The organism is Thermus kawarayensis JCM 12314 (genome assembly GCF_055393575.1).
Window position 1 is genome coordinate 279,179 of sequence record NZ_AP043757.1, and the last position, 14,870, is coordinate 294,048.

A 14,870-nucleotide genomic window follows, 5' to 3' on the forward strand; every position below is an offset into this window, starting at 1 on the left:
TCTTATCATCCATATCAGCCATGAAGCTCTCCGACTGGGCCCGCAAGCGGGGAGTGAGCTACCTCACCGCCTGGCGGTGGTTCAAGTCGGGCAAGCTCCCCGTCCCCGCCCGCCAGCTTCCCTCGGGTACCATCCTGGTGGAAGAACCTCTCCCCGAGGGACGCGTTGTACTTTACGCCCGAGTCTCGTCCGCCGACCAGAGGGAGGATCTGGAGCGCCAGGTGGAGCGCCTGAAGGCCTTCGCCCAAGCCCAGGGATGGACGGAGTACGAGGTGGTGGCCGAGGTGGGATCCGGGCTCAACGGCAGGCGCCGGAAGCTCCTGCGGGTTCTCAAGGACCCCCTGGTGGGCCGCATCGTGGTGGAGCACCGGGACCGCCTGAGCCGCTTCGGCTTTGAGATGCTGGAGGCCGCTCTTTACGCTTCCGGCAAGCGGCTGGTGGTGGTGGAGGAGGGGGAGGTGACGGACGACCTGGTGAGGGACCTTCTGGAGATCCTCACCTCCGCCTGTGGGCGGCTTTACGGGCGGCGCTCGGCGAGAGACCGGGCCAGGAGGGCCCTGGAGGTCATGGGATGCGGGTAAACCAGGCCTTCCGCTTTGAGCTGGACCCCAACGCCCTCCAGCGCAGGGCTCTGGCCCAGCACGTAGGGGCCGCCCGCTTCGCCTGGAACTGGGCCCTCGTCCTCTGTCTGAAGGCCCTGGAGGAGGGGAAAAAGCTCCCCACCGCCGCCGAGCTCCACAAGGCCTGGAACCTCTGGAAGAGGGAGAACGCCCCCTGGTGGACCGAGGTGTCCAAGTGCGCCCCCCAGGAGGCCATAAGAGACCTGGAGAGGGCCTTCAAGGCCTGAAGAAAAGGGAAGGCCATGCTCCCCCGCTTCAAGCGGAAGAAGCTCACTCCCGACAACAAGGCCCGCCTCACCGGGAGCGTCCGGGTCTTCCCCCGGCACGTCCAGCTCCCCCGCATCGGGAAGGTGAGGAGCAAGGAGCCCACGGAGAAGCTCCTCCAACTTCTGGAGGAGGGTAAGGCCCAGATTCTCTCCGCCACGGTGTCTCGGGAAGCGGACCGCTTTTACGTGAGCCTCACCTGCGAGGTGGAGCGGCCCGACCCCAAGCCCAGGGGGGTGAGAAGCGAAGGCGATGTCGTGGGCATAGACCTCGGCCTCTCCTCCTTCGCCGTCCTCTCCGATGGTACCCGGATAGAGGCCCCCAAGCCCTTGACCAGGAAGCTCAGGCTCCTGAGGCGAAGGTCCCGGCAACTTTCCCGCAAGGAGAAGGGTTCAAACAACGGGAAGAAGGCCGCCCTCAGGCTGGCGAGGCTCCACCGGAAGGTCAAGAACCTGCGCCTGGACTTCCTGCACAAGCTCACCACCTGGCTGGCGAAGACCAAGCCGGTCATCGTGGTGGAGGACTTGAACGTCAAGGGCCTCGCCCGGGGGCGGCTCTCCCGGTCCGTGGCGGACGTGGGGTGGGGGGCTTTTCGGAGGACCCTCGCCTACAAGGCGGAGTGGTACGGGGCCACCCTCATCGTGGCCCCGAAGAGCTTCCCTTCCACCCGCCTCTGCTCCCGGTGCGGGCACCTCCAGGGGAAAATGCCCCTCTCCCAGCGGGTCTTCCGCTGCGAGGCCTGCGGTCTGGAGCTGGACCGGGACCTGAACGCGGCCCTGAACCTGAGGGCTTATGGTCTGGCCCACCTCACGGGCCCTACCGGGAGTTCCCCGGGAAGTGACGCCTGTGGAGATCCCTCTGGCGGCGGAACGGCTCCCTACGGGGGTCGGTCTACGAGCTACGGGTCGTGGAAGCAGGAAGTGGCCCGTGGTCTTCACTCCCTCGGGGAGTGAAATGGACGACTATGGGTCACGGAACGGTACACCAGCAGCAATGCCTGGGCCGACCGGGCCACCCTGGGGGCCGTTACCCTTCAGCCCGGGCAGTACTACCTCCTGGCCAACACGGCGGCTTCGGGCTATAGCTTGTCCGTGGTTCCCGACCTCACCTACTCCACGGGCATCGCCGACAACCGCGCGGTGCGCCTCCTGGACGCCGCAGGGAGGGTGGTGGACCTGGTGGGCTTCCAGTCTAGCGGCCAGTGCCAGGGCTCCTGCCTGCCCGATGGACCCACCGGGGGGGTCACCACCCAGATCAGCTGGAAACGCCTTTCCTCGGGCCGTCACACCGGGAACAACGCCGCCGACTTTCAGTTCGGTTCCCATTGGGCCAATCCCCAAAACACAGGAAGCCCGCTCTACGGGGATAACTGAAGGCTCATCAGGCCGTGCCCTAAGGGCGCGTCCAAAACCCCTGGGGGCAAACCCCCGGGGGTTTCCCCTCCCTTCCCATGCCCCCAGGGGGTGGGCCGCCTCCGGAGCGAGAGGGCGAGTGGGCGTGGCAGGCCGGGGCCCCGAGGCCGCGGAGGAGGGGGAAGAGCTCGGGCATGCGGTGGACCTCGTCCAGGATCACCAGGCGGCCCAGGTAGGCTTCCAGGTAGAGCTCGGGGGCAGCGAGTCTGGCCCGGTCCCGTTCCGACTCCAGGTCCAGGTAAAGGGCCCCCCTTCTCCGGGCCACCTCCAGGGCCAGGGTGGTCTTGCCCGCCTGCCGGGAACCGGTGAGCACCACCACGGGGGCCTGGTCCAAGCGGGCTTCCAGCAGGGGTTGGAGGCGCCTGAGGATCATCCTTGCCAATCCAGCATAGCGATGTTCAAAAAGCGAGGTTCTATAGAAGGGTGGACCTCCCTGCGCAGGGTGATCTCCAGAACCCTGACCCCCTTCTCGCAGAGAACCTTAGCCAGGCCCGAAGGTTTTTTCCCGGACGATGAGGACGAGGTAGCCCTTCACAAGGATTGCCAAGGGACCCCTGCCTCCATAGCGCGCGGCGGCTCCAGGTATCACCGCCTAGCCCAGGCACCGCTTTAACCCGCAACTAACCGGGGTTCTCTAAACTCTCTCCCATGTGGGCCAAGGGGATCCCGAACGCATGGGCCTTGCTGGGAGGATGGATCCTCCTTTCCTGGGCGGGAGCCCAGGGGCTATCCCTATCACAGGGCTTGGAACGCCTCGAGGCCTCGCCAGGCTGGAAGGCCCTCCAGGCCCAGTACGCCCAGGCCCAGGCAAACTACGAGGCCTCGGCCACCGCCTTAGGCCTTAAGGTAACCGCCGGAGGCGGGGTCAACGCCCTCCTCCTCTCAGGGCAAAGCACGCTCCAGGAAAACCTCGCCGCCAGCCTGAACCTGGGAGCCCTCCCTTACGGCTCGGCCTACGAGAGCTTCCGCCAAGCCCGCATGGCCTTCTTCCGGGCGGAGCTCGCCCTGCGAGCAAGCGAGATGGACCTCCTTTTCAGCTTCCTCCAGCAGTACTGGAACGCCTATCTCGCCGCCAAAAATCTGGAAGTAGCTCAGAAGGCCCTGGCGGTCGCCCAGGAAGCCTACCGGATCGCCCAGGCCAGGAGGGCCGAAGGCCAGCTCTCCGAGCAGGGCCTCAAGCAGGCCGAAGCCCAGCTGGCCCAGGCGCAGGCTGGCCTGGCCCAGGCCCAGGCCCAGGAGGCGGCGGCCCGGGCTACCCTCTACGCCACCCTCGGCGAGCCTCCCGGGCCTCCCCCCTCAACCCCGCCCTTCTCCCCACCTCCCCCCCTGTCCCTGGAGGAAGCCCTGGCCTCCCTTCCGGAGCGACCCGACGTTCTACGGGCAGAAAACGCCTTGGAGGACGCCAAACAGGCCCTGGCCTACGCGGAGTGGGCGCGTTTCCTTCCCCAAGGGAGCCTCGGCCTAAGCTACGGGCAGGTGGGGTCGGCCACCGCAGGCTCCAACGTGGGCCTAAGCCTCAACCTGGCCACGGGCCAGATCGCTGGCACGGCCACCTATGTCCCCGGGGCTACCGGCCCCCAGGGCCTCCGGGTGGGCCTGAGCGCCTCCTTCCCCCTGTGGGCCCCCGACCTGGAAGCCCAGGTGCGCCTAGCCCAGGCCAACCTGCGGGCTCAGGAGGCAGCCTTGGCCTCCACTAGGGCCTCTGCCGAGGCGGACCTCCGCGCCCGCCACGCGGCTTATCTGGCCGCCCTCGAGGCCTGGAAGGCTGCGCAGAAGGCCCTCCAAGCAGCCGACCAAGCCCTCAAGGACGCCCAAAAGCGTCTGGAGGCCGGGCTCATCGCCCCCTTGGAGCTGGCCCAGGCGGAGCTGGCCCAGCTCCAAGCCGCCTACGCCGTGGAGAACAGCCAAGCCAACGCCTACCTGGCCTACCTCGCCCTCCGCCGCAGCATGGCCCGGCTCTCCCCCGATGTCCTGGTGAAGGAGGTGCAACCGTGAAGACGCCGGTTTGGATGGTTTTCGGCCTTTCCCTGGCCCTGGCCCAAGCGCCCGGGAAACTGACCTTGGGAGAGACCCTACGCTTAGCCCTGGAACGTGGGCCCGCGGTCCAGACCGCCCAGGTCAACCTCCAAAACGCCGAAGTCCAGCTCCGGGCCAAAGAGGAAGACCCCGCCACCCTGATCCTGGAGCGTACGCAGGCCCGCCAGGCCTACGCCCTGGCCCAGGCCAACCTGGCCTACACCCGACTCCAGGTCCTGCGGGACGTGGTAAACGCCTACCTGGCCCTCTACGAGAACCAGCGCAATCTGGAGGTGCTGAGGGCCCAGGTGGCCCTGGCCGAGCGGAACCTACAGGTCGCCAAGGCCCGCCAGGCTGCAGGCAACGCCACCGGTCTGGACGTGGCCCGGGCTCAGGCCAGCGTGGACTCCGCGCGGCAGAACCTGGCCACGGCCCAAGGGCAGACCCCGGTCCTCGCCGTCCAGCTCGCCGCCCTCCTGGGCCTCTCGGACCTGGGACCCGTGACCTTGGAACCTCCCCCCGATCCCCCCCGCCTCGAGGCCACCCTCGAGGCCTTGGGGCAGGAGGTTTTGGAACACCTCCCCCAGGTCCTCCAGGCCAGGCAGGCGGTGGAGTACGGCGAGCTTTTGGTCAGGCTCTCCGACAACGACTACACCCCTCCCCTTACCCTGAAGACCGCCCAGCTCACCCTGGAAAACAACCGCAAGGCCCTGACGACCGCGGAGCAGAACGCCATGACCAGCCTCAAAAACGCCTACCAGGCAGCTCAGGCCGCCTACGCCGCTATCGCCCTGGCGGAGAGCAATCTGGAGAACGCCAGAAAGGTCCTTGCCCAAGACGAGGCAGCTTACAAGGCGGGCACCGTGTCTGCCCTCCAGGTAGAAACGGACCGGGTCTCGGTGCTCGTGGCCGAGTACGGGCTGCTCCAAGCCAAGAACGCTTACTGGCGGGCCTTGGCCGCCCTCTCTTTGGCTGCGGGCCGGGACCTCACAGGGCTTGCGAGGTGAGCCATGGCCCGCAACCTCGCCCTTTTGATCCTGGCCCTGCTCCTTGGTTTTTGGCTGGGAAGGTGGAGCCCACCCCAGCAGGCCCCTGAGGCGGAAGCCCCGGCCGCAAGGTCCAGGGAAGCTTCGGCGGAGGCCAGGCTTCAGACCTTGCCCGCGGTCCAGGTGACCCTTGCCCAGGCCAAGGCAGGAACCCTTAAGGCCAACCGCCAGGTGGGAGCGGTGGTGGTCCCCTACCTCCAGGTCAACGTCCCGGCCCAGGTGGGGGGGGTGGTGGCCCAGGTCCTCAAGAAGGCCGGGGACAGGGTGGCCCAAGGGGAGGTCGTGGTGCACCTGGACGCCACCGGCCTGGGGATCGCCCTCAGAAACGCCCAGGCGGCCCTAAAGGCGGCGGAGGTCAACCTGGCCGCCCAAACCCGGGCCTCCCGGGAGGCCCGGGCCCGCCTGGAAGCCCAGCTCCGCCAGGCCCAGGCCGCCTACCAGGCGGCCCAAAAGGCCTACGAGGGGGCGCAGAGGGTCCACGCCCTGGGGGGGCTTTCCGAGGCCGAGCTCAAGCAGGCCGAGGCTCAGCTTTACCAGGCCCAGGCCAACCTGGACGCGGCCCGAACCGCCCTGGCGCAGAACGACCGGGCCCAAGAGGAAACCCTGGCCGCCCTCCAAGCGGCGGTAGATCAGGCCAGAAACCAAGTGGCCCAGGCCCAGCTCAACCTGCAAAACGCCGCCCTTCGCGCTCCCTTTGCGGGCGAGATCCTGGCGGTGGGGGCAGTTCCCGGGGCCTACCTGGGAGTAGGGGCCACGGCCTTCACCCTGGCCCAAGGCCGACGGGTCCAGTTCGGCGTACCCCCCGAGGAGGCCACCCTCCTGCCCAAGGGGAGCCGGGTGGACTTCGCCTACGGCGGCCGTGTCTACCCTGCGGAGGTGGAGCAAAACCCCGGAGGAACCTCTTCGGGAGGCATGGTCACCCTCACCGCCCGGCTCCTCCAAGAAGGAGACCTTCCCCTGGGCGCCACCGGCACCGTGGCCTACACGGCCACCCTGGCCCAGGGAGTTCTGGTCCCGGTGGGCGCCCTCCAGTCCGACGGCAACGCCCTTTACGTCTTCGCCGTGAGTGGAGGCCGGGCGCGGCAGACGCCGGTCCGGCTCCTGGCCCAGTCCGGGGACCAGGCGGCGGTGGAGGGCCTGGCCCCGGGCGCCGAGGTGGTGGTCAACCCGCCTCCGGGGCTTTTGGAGGGGACGCTCGTACGGGGAGGGGCCCCGACTCGAGAGCCCGGTGCGCAACCGAGGCGAAGGGAAAGCCCTTCCCCAACGCCGAGCCCAAACCCCGGGAGGTGAGGAAGCATGGTCCGCATCAGCCCCTTCGTCCGCTTCTCCGTGGCCCGCTACGTGCTCGCCATCGGCCTCTTCGGCGCCGTGGTGGTCTTCGGCTTCCTGGCCGCGCGCAACCTAGGGGTGGACCTCCTCCCCTCGGTCAACGTCCCTGTGGTGTCGGTGACCGTTCAATATCCCGGCGCCACACCGGAAACCGTAGATCAGCAGGTCACCCAGGTTCTGGAAAACGCGGTTAGTCGCATCGCCGGGATAAGCCAGATCAGCTCCACCAGCAGCCAGGGCCTTAGCCGGGTGGTGGTCTCCTTCGGACCCGACGTGGACCGGGTGAGCGCCGCCAACCAGGTGGCGGCCCAGGCCTCGGCCACGGCCCGGCAGCTCCCCTCAGGGGCCACGCCCCCCTCAGTCCAGGCCTTTGACCCCAACGCCCAGCCCATCTTGGAGTTTGGCCTTTATGCTCCGGGGGAAGACCTGGCCAAAGTCTATGAATACGCCCGAGACGTTCTCTTGCCCCTCCTGCAGCAGGTCCCCGGGGTGGCCAACGTCGCCTTGCAGGGCGGGCCGGAGCAGGGAGTGTGGGTTTACCTAGACCCTAGCAAGCTGGCCTATTACCGTCTCACCCCGAACCAGGTGGCCCAGGCCTTGGCGGCAAGCTCGGTGCAAAGTCCCATCGGTAGCATCACTCGAGAAGGAACCACTCTAGGCCTTTTCACGCAGGGCGTGCCCCAAAGCCTCGAGGAGGTGGGAGCCGTACTGGTGGACGCCGCCCGGGGGGTCCGGGTGCGGGACCTGGGCCGGGTGGAGATGCGCTCCCAGGCGGGCGAGTACGTTCGCATCAATGGCCAGCCCGTGGTCCTCATCTCCGTACAGCAAGCCGCGGGCAGTAACGCCGTGGCCGTGGTGGACGGCATCAAGCGGAGCCTTAAGCAGGCTCGGCTCCCCGAGGGCTACAGGGTCCTCTACAGCAACGACACCACCCTACCCATCCGCGCCTCCCTGGAGCGCACCTACAGGGAACTCTTCCTCACGGGGGCCGTGGTGGCCGCGGTGGTTCTCCTCTTCCTGGGACGGCTCAACACCGCCTTCACGGTGATCTTAGCCATCCCCATCTCCCTGTCCGCTGGCCCAATCCTTTACCAGCTCCTGGGCTTTAGCTTCAACCTGGTCTCCCTCTTGGCCCTCATTGTGGCCATCGGCATCGTGGTGGATGACTCCATCGTGGTGGCGGAGAACGTGGAACGCCACCGCGCCTTGGGCCTAGACCGGGTGCGGGCGGTCCTGGTGGGGGCGAGCGAGGTCTTTTCCGCTGTGGCCGCGGCAAGCCTCTCCCTCCTGGCCGTTCTCATCCCTGTGAGCTTCGTGGGAGGGTTCGCGGGGCGGTACGTGGAGCAGTTCGCCCTGGGACTGGCGGCGGCAGTGGCCATGTCCTGGCTCGAGGCCCTCCTCTTCCTCACCGTGCGCATGGCCTATACCCCGGACGCCCCCCCCACCACCTGGAAAGCGGCCCTCAAGCGCCTCCTTGCCCTCCCAGAAGACCTCCGCTTCGGGCTCAGAGCCTGGCGGCGGGGAGGCTGGCTGGCCCTGCTGGCGATCCTGGGCCTCCTATTGGTCCTGCGCCAGCCCAGGCTCCTCCCCTTGCTCCTGCTTTACCCCTTGGCCCTGGGGCTTGGGCGCTACCTCCTGGGAAGCCTCCTGGCCCTTCTGGAAGCCTTCTCCCTCTCCCTCCACGCCCGCACCGAACGGGTCTTAGAAAGGGTACGGGCAGGCTACGCCGCAACCCTCGCGCGGCTTTTGGAGCACTCTGCCGGGATCCTCTTCGGAAGCCTGGGCCTCTTCCTGCTCCTCTCCGCCCTCCTCCTCCCCCGCATCCCCTTCTCCTTCGTCCCCCAAAGCGACTCGGGCTATGTGCGGGCCCGGCTGAACCTGCCCCCGGGAACCTCCCTAAGCCAGACCAACGCCTTGGCGGGCCGGGTGGAAGCCTACTTCCTCCTGCGCCCCGAGGTGGACACGGTCCAGGCGGAGGTGTCCCAAGGCGGGGCCAGCTTCGTCATCGGCCTTAAGCCCCACGGAAAGCGGCCCAGCCTGTTCCGGCTTCTCCCCGAGTTCCAGCAAGGGGTGCGGGCCCTGCTTCAGGACCAACCCTCTGCCCGCTTCGTCGTCTTCGGAGCGGGGGGTGGCGGGGGAGGGGGCTTCCAGGGCACCAACCTCACCCTAAACCTGGCCTCCCCTAACCAGGCCCTCCTCCAGGAACGCTTGCAGCGAGCCATCGCCGTTCTCTCCCAGGAGCCCGACCTCCTGGGAGCAGTCCCGGCGAACCCTCCCTCCGGCCTCCAGTTCGCCTTCCGCCCGGACCCTTACCGCCTCCAGGGCACGGGCCTCGCGCCAAACCAGGTAGCCCAACTGCTGCAGACCTCGGTCCAGGGCACCCAGGCGGGCCAGGTGGAGCTCGGCGGCCTCACCTACCCCATCCAGGTTCAGCTGGACCCCCTTTCCCTCTCCGATCCCCAGGCCCTCCTCAGCCTTCCCGTGCCCACCTCCTCGGGAGTTTTCTCCCTTGGGCAGCTCGGGGCGCTCGTGGCAAGCCAGGCCCCGGCCACCATAGCGCGGCAGAACCGGCTCTACGTGGCCCAGATCACGGTAAGCCCTTCCCCCACCGCCCCCCCGGCCCAGGCCCTCCTGGAGCGGCTAAGCCGACGCCTACAGGAAGCCGGGGTCCTAGACAGCCAGGTGGTCCTCACCGAGGGACAGGCCTTCGGCCCCGCGGCCCTGGCGCGCCAGCTCCAGGGGCAGGGACCCTTTCTCTTCCTGCTGGCCTTCTTCATGGCCTACCTGGTCATGGGGGCCCAGTTCAACTCCTTCCGCTACCCCCTTTACCTCCTCCTCCCCGTGCCCTTTGCCATTGCCGGGGCCCTTTTCTTTGCGTACCTTGTGGGGGGCGGCCTGGACATCTTTGGCGTGCTTGGCTTCCTCCTCCTCATCGGGCTTTCTGCGAAGAACGCCATCATCTACTTGGACTTCGTCACCCAGAGGCTGCGGCAAAAGTCCCTGAAGGAGGCCCTGGTGGAGGCCGCCTACCTTCGCTTCCGGCCCATCCTCATGACTACCCTCACCGTCTTCGTGATCAGCCTGCCTCTCCTCTTCGGCCGGGGGGCGGGGGCCGAGTTCGGCCAGGGGCTCGGGGTGGTGATGTTTGGGGGCATCCTGGTTTCGGCCCTCCTCACCCTGTTCGTGGTCCCGGCCGCCTTCTACCTGTTCGAGCGGGGCCGTCCCCTGGAGGAGTCCCCGGCCGCTTTGCGAGAGGTTCCGTGACGCCATCCCACGCTCGGCCTAGGACAGCGTGGGGGTCCTGACACGACCTCCTCTTGAAACCCGGCTGGCAAAAGGGCGGCGAGAAGGGTCGTGGGCTATTCCCGCAAAGGCAGCCAGCATATGCCCCCAAGCCCCCAGTGGGCGTATGGGAACCATGGCCAGGGCTACCCACAGCCCGTCCCGGGCAGAAGGCGCCAGGTTGGAAGGGGTTAGGAAGGACTCTGCCCACCGGCCCTGCTCCAGCCCGAGGGCGAGGAGGGTCAGCTGTGGCGCCGCCGTCACCGCTAATCCCAAGCCCTGCCCCAGGCGGGCCGGGGGAGACCAGGCCCTTCACAGACCCCATCCTCCCGCCAGGAGAAGCGCCACCAGGACCAGGGTTCAGATCCACCCCTTTTCCCGGGCCTTTCGCCAGGCCTCCAGGCGGTTCCTGGCCCCAAGCTTGAGGTAGGCCTCGGAGAGGAGGTTGCGCACCGTGCCCGGGGAGAGGCCGAGCCGCCGCGCCACCTCCTTGGCGGAAAGCCCTTCCCCGGCGAGCCTCAGGGCCTCCTGCTCTCGGGGGCTCAAGGGGTTGGGCTCCGAAAGGGCCTCCAGGGCGAGCTCCGGGTCCACCACCCGGCGCCCTTCCATGGCGCGCTTTAAGGACTCTAAGAGGCGCTCCGGGTGCGCGTCCTTGAGGAGGTAGCCCAGGGCCCCGGCGGCCAGGGCCCGCTCCAAATAGCCCGGCCTGGCGAAGGTGGTGAGGATAACCACCCGCACCCCCGGGGCCTCGAGGCGGATCCGCCGGGCAGCCTCGAGGCCGTCCATATCGGGCATCTCCACGTCCAAGAGGGCCAGGTCGGGCCTTAGGGAAACGGCCAGGGCCACGGCCTCCCTGCCGTCCGCCGCCTCGGCTACCACCTGGACCTCTCCCGAAAGCTGCAGGAGGGCCTTCAAAGCTGCCCGCACCAGGGCCTGGTCCTCGGCCAGGAGGACACGGATCATCCCACCTCCACCGGGGCTGGAGGCAGGACGGCCACCACCCGCACCCCACCCCTATCTAGGACCTCGAGCTGCCCCCCCAGGGCAACCATACGCTCGCGCATGGTCCGAAGGCCCTCCCCTTCCAGCAGGGGAGCCCGGAGCCCCTGGCCATCGTCCCCCACCTCCAGGCGGATGAGGCCGCCCTCGGCACCGAGCCGAATCCAGCACCGCCCGGCCCCCGCATGGCGCAGGACGTTGGTCACCGCTTCCCTCAGGACCAGGGCCAAGGCCCCCTCGGCCTCCGGGGAAAGGGGAGGCGCCTCCCCCTCCACGGAGCAGGCCACCCCGGCGGCCTCCAGAGCTCGGCGGGCGGCCTCCAGCTCCTGCCTCAACCCGCTTCTGTACCCCCGGACCACCGCCCGCACCAGGGCCAGGGCCTCCCGCGCTCCCTGGGCCACCTGGGCCATCTCCGCCCGGGCCTGGGCGGGGTCTGTCGCCGCCAAGCGAGCCGCCAGCTCGGCCCGCAGGGCCAGATGGGTGAGGCTCTGCCCCAAGAGGTCGTGCAGGTCGCGGGCGATCCTCTCCCTTTCGGCCACCACGGCCAGGCGCCTGAGCTCCGCCTGGGCCCGGCGCTCCCGATGGAAGGATCGGGTGAGGAGGCCGCTGGCCAGGGCTAGGGCCGCCAGATAGGCCCCGGGGAGGAGGGCCCCCCCAGGGGAACCCCGGTAGAGGGGGCTTAAGGCGTAGGCCAGGGGGACGCCCAAGGCGCTGAAGCCCACCCCCCAGAGGGCCCGGCGGCCCGGGAGGAGGCCCGCGGCGGCCGCGGCGTAGACCAGGTAGACCGGGGCTCCAGGGTTAAAGGCGCTCGCCCCTAGGCCTAGGGCCTGCAGGCCGAGGACGGGGCCCAGGGAGGGGATGCGGAAGGCGCGGAAGTAAAGGGGAAGAAAGGCTAGGAGGGAGAGGAGGGTCACGCCCCAGGCCAAGGGGGAGAGGCCCGGGCCCTCCAGGGCAGGCCAGAGGAGGTTGAGGAGGTAGACCAGGTAGAGGTAAAGCCAGCGGCCTCCCATACCACCATGCTACGCCCGCTCCTGAACCAAGCGCTGGGCCAGGGCCCAAAGGGCCAGGAAGAGAAGGCCATAGGCCAGAAGCCCCGCCCAAAGGGAGGGCGCTCCCGCCTTCCCCGAGAGGGCGCTCCAGGCGAGCTCCGCCCAGAGCCTCGTGGGGGTGTAGGGGGAGAGGCGGGCCACCGCCGGGGGTAGCCCTTCCGGAGGCACCCAGAGCCCACCCACATAGGCCAAGGGTAAGCCCAAAAGGTTGGCGAGGGCACTGGCCCCCCGGGGGCTCAGGGCCCGGCCTATGGCCGCCCCCAGCAGGCCGAAGACCGTCCCTCCGAGGCCCAAGACGGGGAGGAGGCGGACCCACACCCTTAAGGGAAGGTGGAGGCCCGCCCCTACCCCGGCGGCCAGGGCCAGGGCCAGGACCCCGAGGAGGGCCAGGACCAGGGCCTCCCCCATCTGAGCGAGGACCGGCACCAGGGGAGGCAGGGGCAGGGTCCTGCGGTACCGGGGAAAGCCCAAGGCCCGCTCCTGGGCCTGGCCGATGCCGAAGTAGCTCAGGACGGCCACGAAGACGCTATAGAGCGTGAAGGCGACGAGGAGGCGGCCCCCGGCCGCAGGCTGGGTCTGGGCGAGGGGGGCGGCGAACATCAGGAAGAAGAGGGCGGGAAAGGCCACGGCGAAGGCCAGGTAGGCGGGCTCCCGCAGCGTGGCCTTGACCCCCGCTGAGAAGTGGACCCAAAAGAGCCTCATCCCTGCACCCCCTCCGCGCCGAAGAGGACCTCCTCCAGGCTCAGGGGGCAGACCTCGAGGTCGGAGATCTCTAGGCCCTGGCGGAAAAGCTCCCGGAGGAGGTCCTCGGGGTCGGGGGTGCGCACCGCCCAGCGCTCCCCTTCCCGCACCGCCTCCAGCCCCGGAATGGGCGGCAGGGGACCCTCGAGGCGGAAGGCCACCCGCTTGAGCCCCACCCGGGCCCGGAGCTCCGCGAGCCCTCCCTCGAGGAGGACCCGGCCGCGGGAGAGGAGCACCACCCGGTCAGCCAGGGCCTCGGCCTCCTCCAGGTGATGGGTGGCGAGGAGGAGTGCCCCGCCCCGCGACCGGTGCTCCCGGAAACGGGCCCAGGCCCGGCGCCGCGACTCCGGGTCCAGGCCCGCCGTGGGCTCGTCCAGCACCGCAAGCCGCGGCCGGCCGACGAAGGCCAGGGCCAGGGCCACCCGCCGCCGTTCCCCCCCGGAGAGGCGGCCGCAGCGGCGGCCCTCGAGCCCCGCAAGGCCGAAGGCCTCCAGGAGTTCGCCCAAAGGCACGGGGTCCGGATAGTGGGCCCGGGCCAGGGCGAGGACCTCCCCCACCGTGAGGTTCGGAGGCAGGCCGCTCTCCTGAGGGGTGACCCCTAGCGCCGTCCGCGCTCGCCAATCCCGGGGGTCGCGGCCGAAGAGGCGGGCCTTCCCCCCGTCTGGGGAGAGGAGGCCCACGAGAAGCCCGATGGCCGTGCTCTTGCCCGCACCGTTGGGGCCCAAAAGGGCCAGGGTCTCCCCGGGAAGGAGGAGGAGGCTAAGGTTCTGCAGGACCTCCACCCGGCCAAAGCGCTTGCGCACCTCCCTTAGCTCCGCCAGAGGTTCCATGCCCCCTTTATAGCCTCCCCAAGTCTCCGGAAGAAGGGCCAAGGCTCAGGGTCTGGGCCTGACATTCATCATCCAGACCTCTAAGAGGTTGTCGTAAAAGCCCTCCACGGAAGCTACGCGGCCCTGGCGAGCCGTTTCACTAACAAGCGTAGCATCAGACTTGACCGCTATACCGCATAGAGCCCCAGGAACCTGAGGGCGGAGAGGGGATGGAAAGAGAAGGCCTCCAGGGCCGCCTTCTTCTCCCGCACCCCCCCGCGGTACAGCAGGGACACCAGAAAGGCCCGGAGGGCGGCCAAGACCCGCGCCCCCACGCCCCGCACCTGGCAGGCGTCTTCCCGGAGGAGAACGTCCCGCACCCAAAAGGACCGGTTCTCCACCTCCCACCGGGAAAGGAGAAGCTCCCCAAGCCGCCTCGCCTCCGCCTCCTCGGCCCCCAAGCTGGTGAGGGCGTAGCTCACCGTGCGCCGTACCTCCCCCGTCTCCTTGTGCACCACCTCCCGCTCCACCCGCACCACCTGCCTGCACCCGGGAAAGGCCAAGAGCGCATCGGGCAGATGGGGAGAAGCCCAGACCCGGTAGGTCCATACCTCCCCGTCCCGCACCACCTCCCAGGGATGTGGACCCTCTAGACTAGACGCTAATTTTGATGTAGGATAACCCCATCTGGGAGGTCAGGATGAAGAAGCCCAAAGCGGTACCCCCACAGGTTAAGTTTCAGGCCGCTCTGGAGGCCGTCAAGGGGGAGAAGAGCCTGGTGGAACTCGCCCGCATCTACAACGTCCACCCCAACACCATCGTGAAGTGGAAGGCGGAGCTCATGGGTCACGCCCGCAGGGCGTAGCTTGCAAAGGGGGCCACCATCTTCTCCAACGAGACCCAGGAAAAGGAGTTGGAGAAGAAGATCCGCGACCTGGAGCAGCTCATCGGCAAGAAGGAAGTGGAGATCGCCCTCCTAAAAAACTTCCTAGGGCAGGGGAGGTAAAGCGGATGACCCTGGGCGAGCGCATCGACCTGGCCCGCGAGGCGCTGGCCCAGGGTCTGGCTCCCCTGCCCATCGTCCTCAGTGCCCTGGAGATCCCCCGGGCCACCTGGTACTACTACCGGAAGCAGAAGGTGGAGGCGGACAGGAAGGGGGAGGAAGAGGAGCTCCGCCTCAAGAGGGCCATTGAAGAGATCCTGCTGGAGCACCCCGGTCACGCGAAGCGTAGCTTGGGTACGGCTACCGCCGGGTCACCGAGGAGCTCCACGTTAGCCCGAAGGGCTAAGCTTGTGGAAGGGA

Annotated in this window: 12 protein-coding genes and 3 pseudogenes; 9 read left to right on the forward strand and 6 right to left on the reverse strand. The window is 68.6% G+C overall.

Annotated features, from left to right (window positions below; all coding sequences use genetic code 11):
* Nucleotides 1–20: 20 nt before the first annotated feature.
* From ACZ5RK_RS12630 to ACZ5RK_RS12640, 3 genes and pseudogenes are all read left to right on the forward strand, one after another.
* A complete protein-coding gene (locus ACZ5RK_RS12630; protein WP_054647480.1) occupies nt 21–581 on the forward strand; it encodes an IS607 family transposase in 561 nt (186 codons plus the stop codon).
* A pseudogene (locus ACZ5RK_RS12635) lies at nt 572–1,837 on the forward strand (RNA-guided endonuclease InsQ/TnpB family protein). Before ACZ5RK_RS12630 ends, ACZ5RK_RS12635 begins: the two are co-directional and overlap by 10 nt.
* A gap of 138 nt (nt 1,838–1,975) precedes the next feature.
* Nucleotides 1,976–2,257: a hypothetical protein gene (locus tag ACZ5RK_RS12640; protein WP_464910308.1), complete on the forward strand. Its 282-nt coding sequence runs from the start codon at nt 1,976–1,978 to the stop codon at nt 2,255–2,257.
* Nucleotides 2,258–2,276: 19 nt separating this feature from the next.
* Here ACZ5RK_RS12640 and ACZ5RK_RS12645 read toward each other — a convergent pair whose 3' ends face one another.
* Nucleotides 2,277–2,669: an AAA family ATPase gene (locus ACZ5RK_RS12645; RefSeq protein ID WP_464910309.1), complete on the reverse strand. Its 393-nt coding sequence runs from the start codon at nt 2,667–2,669 to the stop codon at nt 2,277–2,279.
* 371 nt (nt 2,670–3,040) lie between these two features.
* On the opposite strand from ACZ5RK_RS12645, the gene ACZ5RK_RS12650 reads away from it, so the two are divergent.
* From ACZ5RK_RS12650 to ACZ5RK_RS12665, 4 genes are read left to right on the forward strand one after another with little or no spacing between them, the layout of a single operon-like run.
* Nucleotides 3,041–4,291: a TolC family protein gene (locus ACZ5RK_RS12650; protein WP_464910310.1), complete on the forward strand. Its 1,251-nt coding sequence runs from the start codon at nt 3,041–3,043 to the stop codon at nt 4,289–4,291.
* Entirely contained in the window at nt 4,288–5,319 is a 1,032-nt protein-coding gene (locus tag ACZ5RK_RS12655; protein WP_464910311.1) for a TolC family protein, read from the forward strand. The genes ACZ5RK_RS12650 and ACZ5RK_RS12655 overlap by 4 nt, the downstream gene beginning before the upstream one ends.
* 3 nt (nt 5,320–5,322) lie before the next feature.
* Nucleotides 5,323–6,648: an efflux RND transporter periplasmic adaptor subunit gene (locus ACZ5RK_RS12660; RefSeq protein ID WP_464910312.1), complete on the forward strand. Its 1,326-nt coding sequence runs from the start codon at nt 5,323–5,325 to the stop codon at nt 6,646–6,648.
* A 6-nt stretch (nt 6,649–6,654) separates the two neighbouring features.
* Nucleotides 6,655–9,951: an efflux RND transporter permease subunit gene (locus ACZ5RK_RS12665; protein WP_464910313.1), complete on the forward strand. Its 3,297-nt coding sequence runs from the start codon at nt 6,655–6,657 to the stop codon at nt 9,949–9,951.
* 378 nt (nt 9,952–10,329) lie between these two features.
* Here ACZ5RK_RS12665 and ACZ5RK_RS12670 read toward each other — a convergent pair whose 3' ends face one another.
* From ACZ5RK_RS12670 to ACZ5RK_RS12690, 5 genes and pseudogenes are all read right to left on the reverse strand, one after another.
* Nucleotides 10,330–10,932, reverse strand: a complete 603-nt coding sequence (locus ACZ5RK_RS12670; protein ID WP_464910314.1) for a response regulator — start codon at nt 10,930–10,932, stop codon at nt 10,330–10,332.
* On the reverse strand, nt 10,929–11,978 hold the full coding sequence (locus ACZ5RK_RS12675) for a sensor histidine kinase (protein WP_464910315.1): 1,050 nt from the start codon (nt 11,976–11,978) through the stop codon (nt 10,929–10,931). Before ACZ5RK_RS12675 ends, ACZ5RK_RS12670 begins: the two co-directional genes overlap by 4 nt.
* Nucleotides 11,979–11,987: 9 nt before the next feature.
* Nucleotides 11,988–12,719 (reverse strand): ABC transporter permease, encoded by a 732-nt coding sequence (locus ACZ5RK_RS12680; protein ID WP_054647875.1) that lies wholly within the window; start codon nt 12,717–12,719, stop codon nt 11,988–11,990.
* Complete coding sequence (locus ACZ5RK_RS12685; protein ID WP_464910316.1) at nt 12,716–13,588, reverse strand: ABC transporter ATP-binding protein; 873 nt, start codon at nt 13,586–13,588, stop codon at nt 12,716–12,718. The genes ACZ5RK_RS12680 and ACZ5RK_RS12685 overlap by 4 nt, the downstream gene beginning before the upstream one ends.
* 167 nt (nt 13,589–13,755) lie before the next feature.
* A pseudogene (locus tag ACZ5RK_RS12690) lies at nt 13,756–14,202 on the reverse strand (transposase); the annotation flags it as partial.
* 65 nt (nt 14,203–14,267) lie between these two features.
* Between ACZ5RK_RS12690 and ACZ5RK_RS12695 the strand changes: the two are divergent.
* A complete protein-coding gene (locus ACZ5RK_RS12695; protein WP_464910317.1) occupies nt 14,268–14,432 on the forward strand; it encodes a transposase in 165 nt (54 codons plus the stop codon).
* Nucleotides 14,433–14,578: 146 nt separating this feature from the next.
* Nucleotides 14,579–14,870: pseudogene (locus tag ACZ5RK_RS12700) on the forward strand (hypothetical protein); the annotation flags it as partial.